The organism is Streptomyces brevispora, from assembly GCF_007829885.1.
Classification (GTDB): Bacteria; Actinomycetota; Actinomycetes; order Streptomycetales; family Streptomycetaceae; genus Streptomyces; species Streptomyces brevispora.
The window spans coordinates 4,548,807-4,566,290 of the sequence record NZ_VIWW01000001.1; the positions used below are offsets into that span (position 1 = coordinate 4,548,807).

Sequence of the window (17,484 nt, forward strand, 5' to 3'; positions counted from 1 at the left end):
AGCGTCCATGACAGTGCATCGATTTGACTGGGACTTCGGCTTCAGCCGGCTGACCAAGTTCTTCGCCGGGCCGTGGTCCCACGAACGGACCGTCGAGGAGACCATCGCGGACGCGGCTACGGGACACACGGACGACCCGCCCGGAGCGGCCGCCTCGGCGATCCTCGAGGACGCCGTCCGGCTGGAGGAGTCGTCGCTGCCCACCGAGGTGATCGCCACGGTATGGACGGTGGCCTCGGAAGGGGGCTACAACCTCGCTTATTTCGGCGTCGACGGACGGGACTGGCTGCGTCAGGTCGCGGCTGTCTGCTCCGGGCAGGTGCGGCAGGCCGATCCTGCCCGAGTGCCGGGCGTCGAGCCGGTCAGGGCCGCCGAGGAGTCGGTGGACGCGGTCGTGGAGGTCATCAGGTCGGCGGCACCTGCCCTGGCGGCCAAGGCAGCCACCTTCCACGGCCATGAGGCCGGCGACGTGGTCCGGGGGCTGGAACTGGTCGCCACCGAGGTCGATCCCGACCTCGGCCTCCGGCTCCTCCTCCGCGTGCTGAACGCTTGTCGGGTGCCGATCACCGACGCCCAGTACGCCCGGTACGAGGCCCTCGGCGAGGCGTTCGGCTACGGGCAGTTCCACGTCTCCGATGTGGAGCATCTGACCCGGTTCTGAGCGGTGCCGAGTACGGGCATGTGAAGGGAAAGCGCCCCGGGGTCCTCAGACCCCGGGGCGCCGTTCGGTCGCCGCCGCGCCCAGCCCCGCGAGCAGCAGCAGCGTGAAGCGCCGGGCCCAGTCCTCGTCGACGGGCTCGGCGCTCACCAGTGCCCGGTGCACCACCGCACCGGCGATGACGTCGAAGACCAGGTCGGCGGTCAGTGCGGCCATGGCCTCGTCCGCTTCCACCGGCAACTCCCCGCGTTCCTGCGCCCGCTGCCGGCCCTGGAGAACCAGCCGCTTCTGCCGGTCCACGATCGAGTCGCGGATCCGGGTGCGCAGCGCCTCGTCGCGGGTCGACTCCGCGATCACCGCCATCAGTGCGGTCTGGGTCTCCGGCCGCTCCAGCAGCGCGGCGAACTGGAGTACCACCGCCTGCACATCGGCGGACAGGCTGCCCAGATCGGGCAGTTCCAGCTCGTCGAAGAGGACCGCCACCGCGTCCACGACCAGTTCGTTCTTGCCCGCCCAGCGCCGGTACAGCGTCGTCTTGGCGACGCCGGCCCGCGTCGCCACATCACCCATCGTCAGCTTCGACCAGCCGAGATCGACCAGCGAGGCTCTGGTCGCCTCGAGGATCGCCTCATCGGCCGCGGCGTTGCGCGGACGTCCCGTTCGGGAGGGTTTGGGGTGGCTGTGGCTCAGCATGACGCGACCATACCCGCCAGTAGCAAGAACCGGCCGGTCCCGTTGGCCGTGAGACAGATCACCGGGTACTCCTGTGCGGCGGGGGCGGTGGCCAGTTACGCTACGGGTCGTAGCGTAAGGACGACAGCCCAGCTGTTGTGACGCCACGGACGAACGACAGCCACAGGCGCCGGGTGGGGACCGGGTGCCGAACCGGGCCTTTCAGGGGCCCTCGGACCGTGTCTGTCCGTACACCTCGCACACCGGCGGGGGGTCGCGGACGGGCGCGGTTCACGCAACGCTTTCCGGATCGGTGTGCCAAGGGGGGAGGATGTACGTATGCAGCCTAGGAACATGTCCATGAGCGGCGTCGTCGACCTCGCCGCGGTGAAGGCGGCCGGTGAGGCCAAGGCGAAGGCGGAGCAGGCCCGTGCCGAGTCCGCCCGGCAGGGTGGCCCCGCCGCCGTACCCGCTTCCTCCCTCGTGTTCGACGTCGATGAGGCGGGCTTCGAGAGCGATGTCCTGCAGCGCTCCGCCGAAGTCCCCGTCGTCATCGACTTCTGGGCCGAGTGGTGCGAGCCGTGCAAGCAGTTGGGGCCGCTCCTGGAGCGACTGGCCCAGGAGTACAACGGTCGCTTCGTGCTGGCCAAGGTCGATGTCGACGCCAACCAGATGCTGATGCAGCAGTTCGGTATCCAGGGCATCCCGGCGGTCTTCGCCGTCGTCGCCGGACAGGCGCTCCCGCTCTTCCAGGGCGCGGCTCCCGAATCCCAGATCCGGCAGACCCTGGACCAGCTGATCCAGGTCGGCGAGGAGCGGTTCGGGCTCACCGGCATCGTGGTCGACCCGGACGCGGCTCCGGGCGCGGCCGCGCAGGAGCCCGCCCCGGTGCCCGCGGGCCCGTACGACGCCCTTCTGGAGGCGGCCGCACAGGCGCTGGACGCCAACGACTTCGCCGGTGCCGTCCAGGCGTACAAGAACGTCCTCTCCGACGAACCGGCCAACAGCGAGGCCAAGCTCGGCCTCGCGCAGGCCGAACTCCTGGCCCGGGTCCAGAAGGCGGACCCGCAGCAGGTCCGCAAGGACGCCGCCGAGAATCCGGCCGATGTGCCGGCCCAGCTCGCCGCGGCCGACCTGGATCTGGTCGGCGGTCATGTCGAGGACGCGTTCGGGCGTCTCGTCGAGACGGTCCGCCGGACGTTCGGTGACGACCGGGACCGGGTGCGGGTACGGCTGTTGGAACTGTTCGAGGTGATCGGCCCCGATGATCCACGGGTCGGCGCCGCGCGTACCGCGCTCGCACGCGTCTTGTTCTGATCTGACAACACGGCCGCGACTCCTTTCCGGAGTCGCGGCCGTTTTCGCGTCGGGGCGATAAGAGAAGCCCGCACTTTACCAAATCTTGATAAAAGCACCGTCTGTTACTCGCAGTAAATCGCGCCCTGGGATCTGTCCGATTTCGAGCGTCAATGCCGTGGTTCGTCTGCGGGGCGCGGGCAACCCTGTGTGGCCGCTCGGTGCCGCCCGGTCGTGGGTGGGTTATCGCGCCGTTACCAGTGAGTAACGAACCCCCTTGTGTCACAGCCGCGAATGGACCACGATCGGCCACGCTCGGTCCAATGACGTCACTCCGGCTGCCAGTCGGTGCGGCGGCTCCGTTGGGTCCCCACCGGGTGGGCCGGCGCAGTGGTGCCGGCTCCGGACAGGGGGGTTCCTGTGAATCGCAGGGCCTGTCCGAAGAGGTTGCGCGAACGCGTGGCCAGTGGTTGTCGCTCGGGGGTGATCGCCGGTGATTCGGGCGCGGTTCACGTCTCCGTTCGCGGGCGCTCTCCTTTCCGAGGACGTAGCACTTCTCCCATCCCAGGTCGGGCAGGATGCCAGGCCGGAGATGTACGTCCGAGAAGGAGGAAAAGTATGAGTTCCCAGGTTCGCGGTGGCACGAGATGGAAGCGCTTCGCTGTCGTCATGGTGCCGAGCGTCATAGCCACCGCCGCGGTGGGTGTCGGCCTCGCACAGGGCGCGCTCGCCGCTTCGTTCAGTGTGTCGGGGCAGGAGTTCAAGGTCAGCGCTGCTGAGCTCGAAGGTTACGACTTCGTGCAGTACGGCAGTGTGGCCACCGAACCCGGCGCCGACCCCAAGGCCTCGGGCAAGGCGCACGCCGTGGCCGTGTCGGGCTTCAGCAAGGCCTACATCACGAACATGTGCCAGTCGGTCGTCACGCCCAACCTGCCGTTCGGCCTCGGCACCGTCACCATGAGGCTGGAGGCGGGTGGCAAGGGCCACAAGCGTGTCTACGCCAAGGACCTCTACCTCGATGTGTCGGAGCTCGACGGCGACGCCAAGTTCTCGCACATCGACATCGGTGTGGCTGCCGGTTCGCTGAAGACGAGCAAGCCCGGGAGCATAGGCATCCAGCCTGGCACCCAGGCCGACCCCAACGGGTTCTCCCAGCGCGCCGAGGAGGCCGTGCTGACCGGCGTCAAGCAGAAGGCGTGGGCCACGACGGCCGGCACCTTCAACCTCAGCGGGCTGAAGCTGCGGCTCTCCAAGGGCACAGAAGCGGAGTGCTACTAAGCACCCGTCAGGGTGGCCGGGGCACACACCGTTGGCTTCCGGCCGCCCACCCCTTCTTCTCTCTCACAGCAGTACCGGTTCCAGGGAGCTGTATTCCATGAGCCCCGAATCCCAAGGGCAGAACGAGCACTACCTCAGCGTCTTCCGGCGGAACTTCCGCACCTGGCGGGGTAACCGACCGTTCTGGGCGGGCCTGTTCACCATGTTGGGCGGAGTACCCATCGCGTACTTCCCGTACGCGAACATGCACCTCGGCAACGTGACGCTGGCCATGTCCACCACCGCGGGCGCCGGGTCGCTCATCATCGGGGTCCTGCTCATCACGCTCGGCCTGACGATGTGGTTCCACAGCATCGTCCGGGTGTTCGCCGGTGTCGCCGCGATTCTGCTGGCCCTCATCTCGATACCCGTCGCCAACATCGGCGGCTTCCTGGTCGGCTTCGTGCTCGCCCTGCTCGGTGGCGCCCTCTCCCTCTCCTGGGCTCCTGGTGAGCCAGGGGCGGACGAGACCGCGCCCGCAGCGGGAGTTCCCGCCGAGGCGGCACCGGAGGGCCTCTCGTTCACGAAGGACGAGCAGACCGCCGAACACCCCGGGGGCGCGCTCTACGGGAGCGCAGTTCCGCGGCAGGAGGCGGCGCAGTACGACACGACAGTCGAGGTCGACGGCGGGAGGCATCGTGCGGGGTGACGACGATCAGGCGGACGCCGTGGGCGAGAGCGGGCTCCGGGAGCGAAGAGGACCCCGCCACGCCGCCCCCAGGAAGTCCCTGCTGACCAAGCTGCACATGCCCGCGGGCAAGAAGGCGTTCGCGCTCGCCGCGATGCCGACCGCGGTGTTCGTCGGGATGGGGCTCACCCCGAAGCTGGCGATGGCCGACGACAACGTGGACATCCCCTTCGCGCCGGGCCCCTGCGTGACCCGCTCCGACGAGCCGAGCGAGTCGGCTTCACCCTCCGCCTCCGCGACGAAGCCGCCGTCCCCGTCCGTCTCCGCGAGCGACAAGGTCACGCCGGACAGGAGCGACGGCGCCACGCCGAAGCCCTCGGCCACCCCGTCCGCGAGCGCCTCGGGCGACACGGCTGCCGACTCGGCGAAGAAGAGCACCGACGCCCCGGCAGCCACGCCGAGCGCGACTCCTCCGCCCACCAAGTCGAAGAACCCGCTCGACCCACTGGGGCTCGGCGACACGCTCAAGGACCTCTTCGACGGACCGGACAAGGAGACGGCCGCCCCGTCCCCGAGCGCCACCACCGCGTCCCCGAAGCCTTCCGCGAGCGCCACCGGCACGGCCACTGAGAAGGCGGCCGACAAGCCCGTCGAGAAGGCCACGGACGCGGTGAAGGACACGGCCGACAAGACCGCCGACGCCATCCGTGACGCGGCGGACAAGGCGGGCAAGCCGGTCGAGGAGCTGGACGGGGACGTCAAGGGACTCGACCCCAAGAAGGACGAGGACATCCCGGACGGCGCCAAGCCCTCCTTCCCGTGCCCGACCGCCGACCCGAAGGCACTGGCCGCGGCCGATCTGGAGCAGGGCATCCCCCGGCTCCCGAACGACCCGTGGATCCTGGAGAGTTCGCTGCTCACCCTGAACGGACTGGACTACAAGGGCATCGTGGAGGTGGAGAAGGGCGACGGCAGCACGAAGAAGGTGCTGAAGTTCACCGCCTCCTCCGTCGACATCAAGGACCTCCACCAGCTGACGGTCGGCCCGATGTCGGATGTCACCGGTCATGTGAAGGCGCGGAAGGGCTCCACCTCCACCATCCGCGACGGCACGGTGACGATGTACACCGAGGAGCTGAAGGGCAACCTCTTCGGGCTCATCCCGATCACCTTCAGCCCGCAGACCCCGCCCCCGCTGAACGTGCCGTTCGCCTTCTTCACCAAGGTGAAGGTCACCCAGGCCGGCCAGTTCGGCGGCACGCTGACGGTGCCGGGACTGCAGAACTACTTCACCAAGGGCGCCAACTGACCGACCCGGACCCGTTCGGGAGCCGCGGACACGGCTGTGGGCCGCACCCCTCGGGGTGCGGCCCACAGCCGTGTCGCGATCAGTGCCGACGGAATCAGTCGCGCCCCTGGCCGCCCACGTGGTGCACGCGCACCATGTTGGTCGTGCCCGGGACACCGGGAGGCGAGCCGGCCGTGATGACCATCGTGTCGCCGGCGTTGTAGCGGTCCAGCTTCAGCAGCTCCGCGTCGACCAGCTCCACCATCGCGTCCGTGTTGTCCACGTGCGGGACCACGTGGGCCTCGACGCCCCAGCTGAGGGCCAGCTGGTTGCGGGTGGACTCGTCCGTGGTGAAGGCCAGGATGGGCTGGGCCGCGCGGTAGCGGGAGAGGCGGCGGGCGGTGTCGCCGGACTGGGTGAACGCGACCAGGGCCGCACCGTTCAGGAAGTCCGCGATCTCGCAGGCCGCACGGGCCACCGAACCGCCCTGGGTGCGCGGCTTCTTGCCCGGCACCAGCGGCTGGAGGCCCTTGGAGAGCAGCTCCTCCTCGGCGGCGACGACGATCTTCGACATCGTCCGGACCGTCTCGATCGGGTACGCGCCCACGGAGGACTCCGCGGAGAGCATGACCGCGTCCGCGCCGTCCAGGATCGCGTTGGCGACGTCGGACGCCTCGGCGCGGGTCGGACGGGAGTTGGTGATCATCGACTCCATCATCTGGGTCGCGACGATCACCGGCTTGGCGTTCCGGCGGCAGAGCTCCACCAGGCGCTTCTGCACCATCGGGACCTTCTCCAGCGGGTACTCGACGGCGAGGTCGCCACGGGCGACCATCACACCGTCGAACGCCGCGACGACGCCCTCCATGTTCTCGACGGCCTGCGGCTTCTCGACCTTGGCGATGACGGGGACCCGGCGGCCCTCCTCGTCCATGATCTTGTGGACGTCCTTGACGTCACCGGCGTCCCGGACGAAGGAGAGCGCGACCAGGTCGCAGCCCATCTTCAGGGCGAAGCGGAGGTCGTCGATGTCCTTCTCGGACAGGGCCGGGACGTTGACCGCGGCACCCGGCAGGTTGATCCCCTTGTGGTCGGAGATCACCCCGCCCTCGATGACGATGGTGTGGACCCGGGGGCCGTCCACGGAGACGACCTTCAGCTCGACGTTGCCGTCGTTGATCAGGATCGGGTCGCCCTTGGCGACGTCGCCGGGCAGGCCCTTGTAGGTGGTGCCGCAGATCGACTTGTCCCCGGGGACGTCCTCGGCGGTGATGACGAACTCGTCCCCGCGGACCAGTTCGACAGGGCCCTCGGCGAACTTCGCCAGGCGGATCTTCGGGCCCTGGAGGTCGGCGAGTACGCCGACCGCCCGGCCGGTCTCGGCGGCGGCCTTGCGGACCCGGTCGTAACGACCCTGGTGCTCCGCGTGGGAACCGTGACTGAAGTTGAATCGGGCCACGCTCATGCCGGCCTCGATCAGAGCGACGAGCTGCTCATGGGAGTCGACGGCGGGACCGAGGGTGCAGACGATTTTGGAACGGCGCATGAGGCGGATCCTATCGGTTTGTTTCACTGCGGAATATTCCGGCTGGTGGAAGATACAAAGGGGCGCGGGGGCGCTCAGTTGTCGACCAGTGCGAAGGTCTGGCCGGCGATCTCCAGCTCCTCGTCCGTAGGCACCACGGCGACCGCGACCCGTGCGTAGTCCGGTGAGATCAGCCGCGGTGAGCCGGACCGTACGGCGTTGAGATCCGCGTCCACCACCAGGCCGAGCTCCTCCAGGCCGGCGATCGCAGCCTCCCGCACCGGAGCCGAGTTCTCGCCGACCCCCGCCGTGAACACCACGGCGTCCACCCGCCCGAGGACCGCCGAATAGGCGCCGATGTACTTCTTCAGCCGGTGGACGTAGATGTCGAAGGCGAGCGCGGCACGTGCGTCGCCCTCGTCGATCCGGCGCCGGATCTCCCGCATGTCGTTGTCGCCGCAGAGACCGACCAGACCGCTCTTCTTGTTCAGCAGCACGTCGATCTCGTCCGCCGACATCCCCGCCACCCGCCGGAGGTGGAAGGTGACGGCCGGATCGATGTCCCCCGATCGCGTACCCATGACCAGTCCCTCCAAGGGGGTCAGTCCCATCGACGTCTCCACGCACCGGCCGCCCGCCACCGCGGACGCCGAGGCTCCGTTGCCCAGGTGCAGCACGATGACGTTGACGTCCTCCGGGGCGTGGCCCAGCAGCTCGGCCGCCTTGCGCGAGACGAACGCGTGCGAGGTGCCGTGGAATCCGTAGCGCCTGATCCGGTGCGCGTCGGCCGTCGCCACGTCGATCGCGTACCGGGAGGCGTACTCCGGCATCGTGGTGTGGAACGCGGTGTCGAAGACCGCCACCTGCGGCAGGTCGGGGCGCAGCGCCCGTGCGGTGCGGATGCCGGTGATGTTCGCCGGGTTGTGCAGCGGCGCCACCGGGACCAGGCGCTCGATCTCCGTCAGCACCTCGTCGGTGATCACCGTCGGCTGGGTGAACCGCAGCCCGCCGTGCACCACCCGGTGGCCGATCGCCGCGAGTTCCGGGGAGTCCAGGCCGAGCCCGTCGGCGGCCAGCTCCTCGGCCGCCGCCCTGAGCGCCGCGTCGTGGTCGGGGATCCGGCCGGTGCGCTCCCGGCTCGCGCCACCGCCGCCGACCAGCGGGGTGTGGACGAGCCGGGAGGTCTCCTCGCCGATCCGCTCGACGAGACCGGAGGCGAGCCGGGAGTGGTCGCGCATGTTCAGGAGCTGGTACTTCACGGAGGAGGAGCCGGAGTTGAGGACGAGCACCCGGCTCGGCCCCACAGCTGCTGCGGCACCTTCGGTGGTGGTCATGCGGGTCACTCCTCGTCCTGCGCCTGGATCGCCGTAATGGCCACGGTGTTGACGATGTCCTGGACGAGCGCGCCCCGGGACAGGTCGTTGACGGGCTTGCGCAGCCCCTGGAGGACCGGGCCGACGGCCACCGCTCCCGCCGAGCGCTGCACGGCCTTGTACGTGTTGTTGCCGGTGTTCAGGTCCGGGAAGATCAGGACCGTCGCCTGGCCCGCCACCTCGGAGCCGGGCAGCTTCGTCGCGGCGACGCTCGGCTCCACCGCCGCGTCGTACTGGATCGGGCCCTCGATCATCAGCTCCGGGTGGCTCGCGCGCACCCGGTCCGTCGCCTCGCGGACCTTGTCGACGTCGACTCCCGTGCCCGAGGTCCCCGTCGAGTACGACAGCATCGCGATCCGCGGCTCCACACCGAAGCGGGCGGCGGTGACCGCGGACTGCACGGCGATGTCCGCGAGCTGCTCCGCGTTCGGGTCCGGGTTGACCGCGCAGTCGCCGTACACCAGGACCTTGTCGGCGAGGCACATGAAGAAGACCGAGGAGACGATCGAGGTGTTCCCCTTGGGCCCCTTCGTCTTGATGATCTCGAAGGCCGGGCGGATCGTGGCCGCCGTGGAGTGCACGGCCCCGGAGACCATGCCGTCCGCGAGCCCCTCCTGGACCATCAGGGTGCCGAAGTAGTTGACGTCCGAGACCACGTCGTAGGCGAGCTCGACCGTCACCCCGCGGTGCGCGCGCAGCCGCGCGTACCGCTCCGCGAAGGCCTGGCGCAGCTCGGAGGTCTGCGGGTCGATGAGCTGGGTGCCGGCCAGATCGATGCCGAGATCGGCGGCCTTCTTACGGATGACGTCGGGGTCGCCGAGCAGCGTGAGATCGCAGACGTCGCGCCGCAGCAGTACGTCGGTGGCCCGCAGCACCCGCTCCTCGGCGCCCTCGGGCAGGACCACCCGGCGCCGGTGCGCACGGGCCTGTTCGAGGAGTTCGTGCTCGAACATCATCGGCGTGACCCGGCCGCTGCGGGCGACCGAGATCCGGTCGAGGAGCGCCCCGGTGTCGACATGGCGCTCGAAGAGTCCCAGCGCCGTCTCGGCCTTGCGCGGCGTCGCCGCGTTCAGCTTGCCCTCCAGGGCGAAGAGCTTCTCGGCGGTGGGGAAGGAACCGTCGGCCACCGCGACGACCGGGGTACCCGGTGCGAGCCGCGCGGCCAGCTTGAGTATCTCCTCACCGGGCCGCTCGTTCAGCGTCAGCAGCACACCCGCGATGGGCGGTGTCCCGGCGCTGTGCGCGGCCAGCGAACCGACCACCAGGTCCGACCGGTCCCCGGGCGTCACCACCAGGCACCCCGGCGTCAGCGCGTTCAGCAGGTTCGGCAGCATCGCGCCGCCGAACACGAAGTCCAGCGCGTCCCGGGCCAGCCCCGCCTCGTCGCCGAGCAGCACCGTGCCGCCCAGCGCCGCGGTCAGCTGGGCGACCGTCGGCGCCGAGAGGGCCGGGTCGTCGGGCAGGACCGAACAGGGGACGGGCAGCGTCGCCGCGAGCCGGTCCGCGATGACGTCGCGGTCCGCGGACGCCACCCGGTTCACGATCATCGCGAGGACGTCGCAGCCCAGCCCCGCGTACGCGCGGTAGGCGTTGCGCGTCTCGGCCCGCACGGACTCCGCGTTCTGGTCCTTGCCGCCGACCACCGCGATCACCGAGGCGCCGAACTCGTTGGCGAGGCGGGCGTTGAGGGCCAGCTCGTCGGGGAGCTGGGTGGCCGCGAAGTCGGTGCCGAGCACGAGGACCACCTCGTACTTCTGGGCCACCCGGTGGAAGCGCTCGACGAGCCGGGAGACCAGTTCGTCGGTACCCTGTTCCGCCTGGATCGCGGAGGCCTCGTGGTAGTCCAGCCCGTAGACCGTCGCCGGGTCCTGGGAGAGCCGGTAGCGGGCCCTCAACAGCTCGAACAGCCGGTCGGGGTCGTCGTGGACCAGCGGGCGGAACACCCCGACCCGGTCCACCTGACGGGTCAGGAGCTCCATGACCCCCAGATCGACGACCTGGCGGCCGTCTCCCCGGTCGATCCCGGTCACGTACACGCTGCGCGTCACGCGTGCTCTCCCGTCCTTGCCTGGCAGGTTTGGGTGATATCGCCTGTTTGACGATACCTGCGGGGGCTGAGGGGCCGCCCGCCGGGCGAAGGTCCCCGTTCGCAGCCGCCGGTGCCGCCGCCGCGAGCGGCCGGCAGCCCTGTGAGCAGCCGAAAGCGCGAGGGACGTACCTGGCATGGGACAATCACCGTGGCTCACGGTACGGGGGAATCTGTAGTTACCGGCGGACAGGCCCTAGCGAGCAGGAGATTAAGCACGATGCGCATCGGAGTTCTCACCGCAGGCGGCGACTGCCCAGGCCTGAACGCAGTGATCCGCTCGGTCGTGCACCGTGCCGTGGTGGGTCACGGCGACGAGGTCATCGGGTTCGAGGACGGCTTCAAGGGCCTCCTCGACGGTCACTTCCGCCCCCTCGACCTCAACGCGGTCAGCGGCATCCTCGCCCGCGGCGGCACCATCCTCGGCTCCGCCCGGCTGGAGCGCGACCGGCTGCGTGAGGCCGCCGAGAACTGCGCCGAGCTGAGCCGCCGTTACGGCATGGACGCGCTGATCCCGATCGGCGGAGAAGGCACCCTCACCGCCGCCCGGATGCTCTCGGATGCCGGAATGCCCGTCGTCGGCGTGCCGAAGACCATCGACAACGACATCTCGGCCACCGACCGCACCTTCGGCTTCGACACCGCGGTCGGCGTCGCCACCGAGGCCATAGACCGGCTGAAGACCACCGCCGAGTCCCACCAGCGCGTCATGGTCGTCGAGGTGATGGGCCGCCACGCGGGCTGGATCGCGCTGGAGTCCGGAATGGCCGGCGGGGCGCACGGCATCTGCCTGCCCGAGCGGAAGTTCCAGGTCGAGGACCTGGTCAAGATGGTCGAGGAACGCTTCGCACGCGGCAAGAAGTTCGCGGTCATCTGCGTCGCCGAGGGCGCGCACCCGGCCGAGGGCTCGATGCCGTACGCCAAGGGCGAGATCGACCAGTTCGGCCACGAGCGCTTCCAGGGCATCGGCAACCGCCTCGCCGTCGAGCTGGAGACCCGGCTCGGCAAGGAGGCCCGGCCGGTCATCCTCGGCCACGTGCAGCGCGGCGGCACGCCGACCGCGTACGACCGGGTGCTCGCCACCCGCTTCGGCTGGCACGCGGTGGAGGCGGCGCACCGGGGTGACTTCGGCCGGATGACGGCCCTGCGCGGCAACGACATCGAGATGGTGCCGCTCGCCGACGCGGTGACGCAGCTGAAGCGGGTCCCTCTGGACCGGATGCACGAGGCCGAGTCGGTCTTCTGACCGGGCCGACCGGGCCGAACCCGATGCGTGCGGCCGGGTCGGACGCCCTGACCGGGCCGACCGGACAACGAACAGCGGCGAGCGGGCCGTGGCCGTCCCTCATGGACGGTCACGGCCCGCTCGTCATGGTGCGGCCGGCCCCGGGGCGGACCTCACGACCGCATGGCCCTCACGCCTCGGCCGTCTGCCAGAAGTGCTCCACTATGCCCGCCAGGAACGCCCGGCCGGCGTCGCCCGCCGCGCTCTCCCGATCCGTCCCCGTACTGCTCCAGCTCAGCGTGGACACCATCAGCGACTGATAGTCGGAGTGCAGCTGTTCCAGGACGCCCTGGAGCAGCCGCCGCTCCACCGGCACCAGCTTCGCGACCGGCCGCACATGCGCCTGCCAGCGCGTCGTCACCGCGCTGCGCAGCAGTTCGGCCAGTTCCTCGTCCCGCCCGCTCGCCGTCACGAAAGCGGCGGTCGTCAGCCCCAGCGCCTTGGTGAGCGCCGCGGACTGGCGCTCGTTGCCCCGCCACCGTCCGGACTCCTCCATGCGCAGATACGCGGAGGTGGCCATGCCCAGCAGCCCCGCCAGCTCTTCCGCCGCCAGCTCCCGGGCGACCCGGTGCTCGCGCAGGGTCCGGGCCGCGGTGAGGAGTTCACCCGGCGCGCACCACAACACCCCGGCCAGCGCGGCGAGTTCGTACTCACTGGGCAATTCGAGCCCACGCTCCCAGGCGGCGACGGTCTCGGCGCTGATCCGGAGTCCGTACTGGGCGCCGAGGCCGTAGGCGACGTGGCCGGGAGCCATCCCCAGGGCCTCGCGCAGTCTGCGCGCGGCGGGGGCGTTGAAAGGTGGGGTGGGGTGCACGGCCCTACCGTAAGAGGTTCGGAGCCGGTCTGACTACGGTGGGTTCCATCGAGACCACGGCTCGTAGGAACGTCCTAATGGGAAAGCCGGACGGCCGCGCACCCGATACGGGGTCCCGGGACGCTCCGGATACCCGGTCAGCGAGCCTCGGCCACCCACCGGTAGTGCAGCTCCGGACGCCCGATCTGTCCGTACTGCGGACTGCGCGCGGCCCGGCCCGCCGTCACCAGATGCTCCAGGTAGCGGCGCGCGGTGATACGGGAAATCCCCAGCTCCACGCCGGTGGCCGCCGCCGTCACGCCGTCCGGCGCCGAGCGCAGCACCCGGGTCACCGCCTCCAGCGTCGGACCGCTCAGGCCCTTGGGCAGCCGTGCGGGCTGCGGGGAGCGCAAGGTGGCGAGTGCGCGGTCGACCTCGTCCTGGCCGCTCGCCTCACCGGCCGCCGCCCGGAACTCGGCGTAGCGGACGAGCCGGTCGCGCAGGGTGGCGAAGGTGAACGGCTTCAGCACGTACTGGACGACACCGAGCGACACCCCTTCGCGGACCACGGCCAGATCACGCGCCGAGGTCACGGCGATCACATCGGCCGCGTGCCCGGCGGCCCGCAGCGAGCGCAGCAGGTGCAGACCGTGCCCGTCGGGCAGATACAGATCGAGCAGCAGCAGATCGACCTGGGTACGCTCCAGCGCCCGCACCGCCTCGGCACGGGAGCGCGCGACCGCGGCCACCGCGAACCCCGGGACGCGGTCCACGTACAGCCGGTGGGCGTCGGCGGCGACCGGATCGTCCTCGACGACCAGCACCCTGATCACCGGGTTCATGTGGCCCTTCCTCTCCGCACACCGCTGCCCGCGGGCAACGGCAGCCGTACGGTGAACTCCGCGCCGCCGTCCGGCCCCCGCTCCAGCGTGACCACCCCGCCGTTGCGGTGCGCGGCCTGCCGCACGAGTGCCAGCCCGATCCCGCGGCCGGCGCCGTGCGTCGACCAGCCGCGCCGGAACACCTCCGCGGCATCGGCGGGGTCGACGCCCGTCCCGTTGTCGGCGACCCGCAGCAGGAGCTCGCCGTCCCCGGCGAGTGCGGTGACAGTGACCCGGGCGCGTGCCGGACGGTGCGCCGACGGGGCACGCTGGGCGGGCACGGCGCCGTCACCGGCATCGTCCACCGAGCCGGGGCCCGTCGCCGCCTCCGACGCCGCGTCCACCGCGTTGTCGATCAGATTGCCGAGGATGGTCACCAGATCGCGCTGCGGCAGCGCCTCGGGCAGGACCCCGTCGTCGATCAGGCTGTCGTCCGCCAGCACCAGCTCCACCCCCCGCTCGTTCGCCTGCGCGGCCTTGCCCAGCAGCAGGGCCGCCAGCACCGGTTCGGCGACCGCGCCGACGACGCGGTCGGTCAGGGCCTGGGCCAGCTCCAGCTCCGCGGTCGCGAAGCCGACCGCCTCGTCGGCCCGGTCCAGCTCGATCAGTGACACCACCGTGTGCAGCCGGTTCGCCGCCTCGTGGGCCTGCGAGCGCAGCGCCTGCGTGAAGCCCCGCTCCGAGTCCAACTCGCCGGACAGCGCCTGCAGTTCCGTGTGATCGCGCAACGTGACGACCGTGCCGCGCCGTTCACCGCCCACCACCGGACGGGTGTTGACCACGATCACCCGGTCCGCCGTCAGATGCACCTCGTCGACCCGCTCCTCGGAGGCGAGCAGCGCCCCGGTCAGCGGCGCGGGCAGATCGAGTTCGGAGACCCGGCGCCCGACCGTACCCGGAGCCAGCCCCAGCAGCTCCCGGCCCGCGTCGTTGATCAGCGCGATCCGGTGCTGCCCGTCGAGCATCAGGAGCCCCTCGCGTACCGCGTGCAGCGTGGCCTCGTGGTAGTCGTGCAGCCGGCTCAGCTCGGCGGCGTTCATCCCGTGGGTGTGCCGTCGCAGCCGGGCGTTGATCACATAGGTGCCGACACCACCGAGCGCCAGCGCCGCACCCGCCGCCAGTCCCAGCGCGCCCAGCTGCGCCCGCACCTGCGTGGAGACCCGCTCGACCGTGATGCCCGCACTGACCAGGCCGACGATCCGGCCGCCGTCCCGGACCGGGGTGACGACCCGGATCGAGGGGCCGAGCGTGCCGGTGTACGTCTCCGAGAACGTCTCGCCGCGCAGGGCCCGCGCCGTGTGCCCGAGGAAGGTCTCGCCGATCCGGTCGGCGTCCGGGTGCGTCCAGCGGACCCGGTGCGGATCCATGATCGTGACGAAGGCGATCCCGGTGTCCCTGCGGACCCGCTCCGCGTACGGCTGGAGGACGGCCGACGGGTCCGGGGCGCGGATCGCCTCCCGAACCGACGGCGAACCGGCCACCGCCAGGGCCACCGCCCTGACCTGCCGGGTCGCGGTCTCCCGGGCCTGCGCGCTGCCCGAGACGTACGCGAAGAACGCGCACCCCGCCACGACGGCCGCCACCAGCACCACCTGCATGGCGAAGAGCTGTCCGGCCAGGCTGCGCGGACGGGCGCGAGGACGGGGAATGCGCATGCCCACAGTCTGCCTGGCCGAAAACATATGAACGAAATGCACGTAAGGGTGACCGGGGTCACAGGGGGCGGAATAGTCGCCGGAGCCCCCAGGGACGGGGGAGGGACAAGGACGAACCGAGGAGACCCCCGTGGGAGTGGCCGCCGCCAAGCGGGACCGTACGAAGTATCTGTATCTCGCCGTGATCGTGGCGGTGGGGCTCGGGATCATCGTGGGCTTCGCCGCCCCCGGAGTCGCCGTCGAGCTGAAGCCGCTCGGCACCGCCTTCGTCAATCTGATCAAGATGATGATCTCGCCCATCATCTTCTGCACGATCGTGCTGGGCGTCGGCTCGGTCCGCAAGGCCGCCAAGGTCGGCGCGGTCGGCGGCCTCGCCCTCGGCTACTTCCTGGTGATGTCGACCGTCGCGCTCGGCATCGGCCTGGTCGTCGGCAACATCCTCGAGCCGGGCACGAGCCTGCACCTCACCGACGCGGCACGGGCCGCCGGTGAGCACCAGGCGAGCGGCGGCGGCGAATCGACGGCCGACTTCCTCGTCGGCATCATCCCGACCACCATGGTCTCCGCCTTCACCGGCGGCGAGGTCCTCCAGACCCTGCTGATCGCACTGCTGACGGGCTTCGCCCTGCAGGCGCTCGGCCCGGCCGGCGAGCCGGTGCTGCGCGGCATCGGCCACATCCAGCGACTCGTCTTCCGCATCCTGTCCATGATCATGTGGGCCACCCCGGTCGGCGCGTTCGGTGCGATGGCCGCGGTGGTCGGGGAGACCGGCGTCGACGCGCTGAAGTCCCTCGCCGTCATCATGATCGGCTTCTACGTCACCTGTGCGATCTTCGTCTTCGCGGTGCTCGGCGCGATCCTGCGGCTCGTCGCCGGGGTGAACCTGCTGCTCCTGCTGAAGTACCTGGGCCGCGAGTTCCTGCTGATCCTGTCGACCTCCTCGTCGGAGTCCGCGCTGCCGCTGCTGATCGCCAAGATGGAGCACCTCGGGGTCAGCAAGCCCGTCGTCGGGATCACCGTCCCGACCGGCTACTCGTTCAACCTGGACGGCACCGCGATCTACCTCACGATGTCGTCGCTCTTCATCGCCAACGCGATGGGCGACCCGCTGAGCGCGACCCAGCAGATCTCCCTCCTGCTCTTCATGATCATCGCCTCCAAGGGGGCGGCCGGGGTCACCGGCGCCGGTCTCGCCACCCTCGCGGGCGGGCTCCAGTCGCACCGCCCCGAACTGGTCGACGGCGTCGGCCTGATCGTCGGCATCGACCGGTTCATGAGCGAGGCCCGCGCCCTGACGAACTTCGCGGGCAACGCGGTCGCCACGGTCCTGGTCGGCACCTGGACCAAGGAGATCGACAAGGAACGCGTCGACCGGGTGCTCTCCGGCGAGCTCCCCTGGGACGAGTCGATGCTCGACGCGGACGACGCGCACGGCGGCGGCACGGACGTCCCCGAGCCGCGCGAGGGCGAGCGCGAGGTCTCGATGACGAAGGCGTAGCCGCCACCACGACCCCCATGCGCGCCGGGCCGGTACGGGCACACTCCGTACCGGCCCGGCGCGCGCCCGTTCCCGTCCGGACGTCCTTGCCCTGACGTCGGCGTCAAGGTCTACGGTCGTCCCATGCGAATCGGGGAGCTGGCCGAGCGGGCCGGAACGACGACGCGGACTCTGCGCTACTACGAGTCGCGCGGGCTGCTGCCCACGCGGCGGGCGGAGAACGGGTACCGCACGTACGACGAGGGCGATCTGCGGCTGCTCCAGCAGATCCGGACCCTGCAGGACTTCGGGTTCGACCTGGAGGAGACCCGGCCCTTCGTCGAGTGCCTGCAGGCCGGTCATCCGGCCGGTGACGCCTGCCCCGCCTCCCTCGCCGTCTACCGGCGCAAGCTCGGCGAGCTCGACTCGCTCATCGAGCAGCTGCGGACGGTCCGTACGGAGGTGGGCGCCCAGCTGGCCCGCGCCGAACTCGAGGCGTCGTCCGAGCTGCCCGGCGGCCCCGAACCACGATGCGAACTGGGAGGATGAC

The 17,484-nt window shown here is 70.6% G+C and carries 15 protein-coding genes; 8 read left to right on the forward strand and 7 right to left on the reverse strand.

The window, feature by feature from the left end:
- Window positions 1-7: 7 nt before the first annotated feature.
- Entirely contained in the window at window positions 8-661 is a 654-nt protein-coding gene (locus FHX80_RS21280) for a hypothetical protein (RefSeq protein WP_145765656.1), read from the forward strand.
- 45 nt (window positions 662-706) lie between these two features.
- On the opposite strand, the gene FHX80_RS21285 is transcribed toward FHX80_RS21280, so the two are convergent.
- On the reverse strand, window positions 707-1,351 hold the full coding sequence (locus FHX80_RS21285) for a TetR/AcrR family transcriptional regulator (RefSeq protein WP_145765657.1): 645 nt from the start codon (window positions 1,349-1,351) through the stop codon (window positions 707-709).
- Window positions 1,352-1,669: 318 nt separating this feature from the next.
- Here FHX80_RS21285 and FHX80_RS21290 point away from each other — a divergent pair, with 318 nt between their 5' ends.
- The 4 genes from FHX80_RS21290 to FHX80_RS21310 all read left to right on the forward strand — a co-directional run bounded on the left by FHX80_RS21290 (window position 1,670) and on the right by FHX80_RS21310 (window position 5,880).
- Window positions 1,670-2,647, forward strand: a complete 978-nt coding sequence (locus FHX80_RS21290) for a tetratricopeptide repeat protein (RefSeq protein ID WP_208764697.1) — start codon at window positions 1,670-1,672, stop codon at window positions 2,645-2,647.
- A gap of 597 nt (window positions 2,648-3,244) precedes the next feature.
- Window positions 3,245-3,904, forward strand: coding sequence for a DUF6230 family protein (locus tag FHX80_RS21300; RefSeq protein WP_145765658.1), 660 nt, complete (start codon window positions 3,245-3,247; stop codon window positions 3,902-3,904).
- A 97-nt stretch (window positions 3,905-4,001) separates the two neighbouring features.
- Window positions 4,002-4,592, forward strand: coding sequence for a DUF6114 domain-containing protein (locus FHX80_RS21305; protein ID WP_145765659.1), 591 nt, complete (start codon window positions 4,002-4,004; stop codon window positions 4,590-4,592).
- A complete protein-coding gene (locus FHX80_RS21310; protein ID WP_145765660.1) occupies window positions 4,582-5,880 on the forward strand; it encodes a hypothetical protein in 1,299 nt (432 codons plus the stop codon). The genes FHX80_RS21305 and FHX80_RS21310 overlap by 11 nt, the downstream gene beginning before the upstream one ends.
- Before the next feature lie 94 nt (window positions 5,881-5,974).
- Here FHX80_RS21310 and pyk read toward each other — a convergent pair whose 3' ends face one another.
- The 3 genes from pyk to pta all read right to left on the reverse strand — a co-directional run bounded on the left by pyk (window position 5,975) and on the right by pta (window position 10,805).
- The gene (pyk, locus tag FHX80_RS21315; RefSeq protein ID WP_145765661.1) at window positions 5,975-7,405 is read right to left on the reverse strand and encodes a pyruvate kinase; all 1,431 of its coding nucleotides are present in this window, start codon (window positions 7,403-7,405) and stop codon (window positions 5,975-5,977) included.
- 74 nt (window positions 7,406-7,479) lie between these two features.
- Window positions 7,480-8,718 carry an acetate kinase gene (locus FHX80_RS21320; RefSeq protein WP_145765662.1) on the reverse strand — a complete coding sequence of 413 codons (1,239 nt, stop codon included), beginning with the start codon at window positions 8,716-8,718 and terminating at the stop codon, window positions 7,480-7,482.
- Between the two features lie 5 nt (window positions 8,719-8,723).
- A complete protein-coding gene (gene pta / locus FHX80_RS21325; RefSeq protein WP_145765663.1) occupies window positions 8,724-10,805 on the reverse strand; it encodes a phosphate acetyltransferase in 2,082 nt (693 codons plus the stop codon).
- Window positions 10,806-11,063: 258 nt separating this feature from the next.
- Here pta and FHX80_RS21330 point away from each other — a divergent pair, with 258 nt between their 5' ends.
- Window positions 11,064-12,089 carry an ATP-dependent 6-phosphofructokinase gene (locus FHX80_RS21330; RefSeq protein ID WP_145765664.1) on the forward strand — a complete coding sequence of 342 codons (1,026 nt, stop codon included), beginning with the start codon at window positions 11,064-11,066 and terminating at the stop codon, window positions 12,087-12,089.
- A gap of 169 nt (window positions 12,090-12,258) precedes the next feature.
- Here FHX80_RS21330 and FHX80_RS21335 read toward each other — a convergent pair whose 3' ends face one another.
- The 3 genes from FHX80_RS21335 to FHX80_RS21345 form a co-directional block, all read right to left on the reverse strand.
- Window positions 12,259-12,882, reverse strand: coding sequence for a helix-turn-helix domain-containing protein (locus FHX80_RS21335; protein ID WP_145767416.1), 624 nt, complete (start codon window positions 12,880-12,882; stop codon window positions 12,259-12,261).
- A 197-nt stretch (window positions 12,883-13,079) separates the two neighbouring features.
- Entirely contained in the window at window positions 13,080-13,754 is a 675-nt protein-coding gene (locus FHX80_RS21340; RefSeq protein WP_145767417.1) for a response regulator, read from the reverse strand.
- Between the two features lie 5 nt (window positions 13,755-13,759).
- Window positions 13,760-15,457 carry a sensor histidine kinase gene (locus FHX80_RS21345; RefSeq protein ID WP_145765665.1) on the reverse strand — a complete coding sequence of 566 codons (1,698 nt, stop codon included), beginning with the start codon at window positions 15,455-15,457 and terminating at the stop codon, window positions 13,760-13,762.
- 130 nt (window positions 15,458-15,587) lie between these two features.
- On the opposite strand from FHX80_RS21345, the gene FHX80_RS21350 reads away from it, so the two are divergent.
- Both FHX80_RS21350 and FHX80_RS21355 read left to right on the forward strand, forming a co-directional pair.
- Window positions 15,588-16,955: a cation:dicarboxylate symporter family transporter gene (locus tag FHX80_RS21350; protein ID WP_145765666.1), complete on the forward strand. Its 1,368-nt coding sequence runs from the start codon at window positions 15,588-15,590 to the stop codon at window positions 16,953-16,955.
- A gap of 123 nt (window positions 16,956-17,078) precedes the next feature.
- Window positions 17,079-17,483, forward strand: coding sequence for a MerR family transcriptional regulator (locus tag FHX80_RS21355; protein WP_145765667.1), 405 nt, complete (start codon window positions 17,079-17,081; stop codon window positions 17,481-17,483).
- Window position 17,484 lies beyond the last annotated feature (1 nt).

What these genes read in the sequence shown, in the direction of transcription:
- FHX80_RS21280 (WP_145765656.1), top strand. Translation starts at nt 8, where the DNA reads ATGACAGTGCATCGATTTGACTGGGACTTCGGCTTCAGCCGGCTGACC.
- FHX80_RS21285 (WP_145765657.1), bottom strand. Translation starts at nt 1,351, where the DNA reads ATGCTGAGCCACAGCCACCCCAAACCCTCCCGAACGGGACGTCCGCGC.
- FHX80_RS21290 (WP_208764697.1), top strand. Translation starts at nt 1,670, where the DNA reads ATGCAGCCTAGGAACATGTCCATGAGCGGCGTCGTCGACCTCGCCGCG.
- FHX80_RS21300 (WP_145765658.1), top strand. Translation starts at nt 3,245, where the DNA reads ATGAGTTCCCAGGTTCGCGGTGGCACGAGATGGAAGCGCTTCGCTGTC.
- FHX80_RS21305 (WP_145765659.1), top strand. Translation starts at nt 4,002, where the DNA reads ATGAGCCCCGAATCCCAAGGGCAGAACGAGCACTACCTCAGCGTCTTC.
- pyk (WP_145765661.1), bottom strand. Translation starts at nt 7,405, where the DNA reads ATGCGCCGTTCCAAAATCGTCTGCACCCTCGGTCCCGCCGTCGACTCC.
- FHX80_RS21320 (WP_145765662.1), bottom strand. Translation starts at nt 8,718, where the DNA reads ATGACCACCACCGAAGGTGCCGCAGCAGCTGTGGGGCCGAGCCGGGTG.
- FHX80_RS21330 (WP_145765664.1), top strand. Translation starts at nt 11,064, where the DNA reads ATGCGCATCGGAGTTCTCACCGCAGGCGGCGACTGCCCAGGCCTGAAC.
- FHX80_RS21335 (WP_145767416.1), bottom strand. Translation starts at nt 12,882, where the DNA reads ATGGCTCCCGGCCACGTCGCCTACGGCCTCGGCGCCCAGTACGGACTC.
- FHX80_RS21345 (WP_145765665.1), bottom strand. Translation starts at nt 15,457, where the DNA reads ATGCGCATTCCCCGTCCTCGCGCCCGTCCGCGCAGCCTGGCCGGACAG.
- FHX80_RS21355 (WP_145765667.1), top strand. Translation starts at nt 17,079, where the DNA reads ATGCGAATCGGGGAGCTGGCCGAGCGGGCCGGAACGACGACGCGGACT.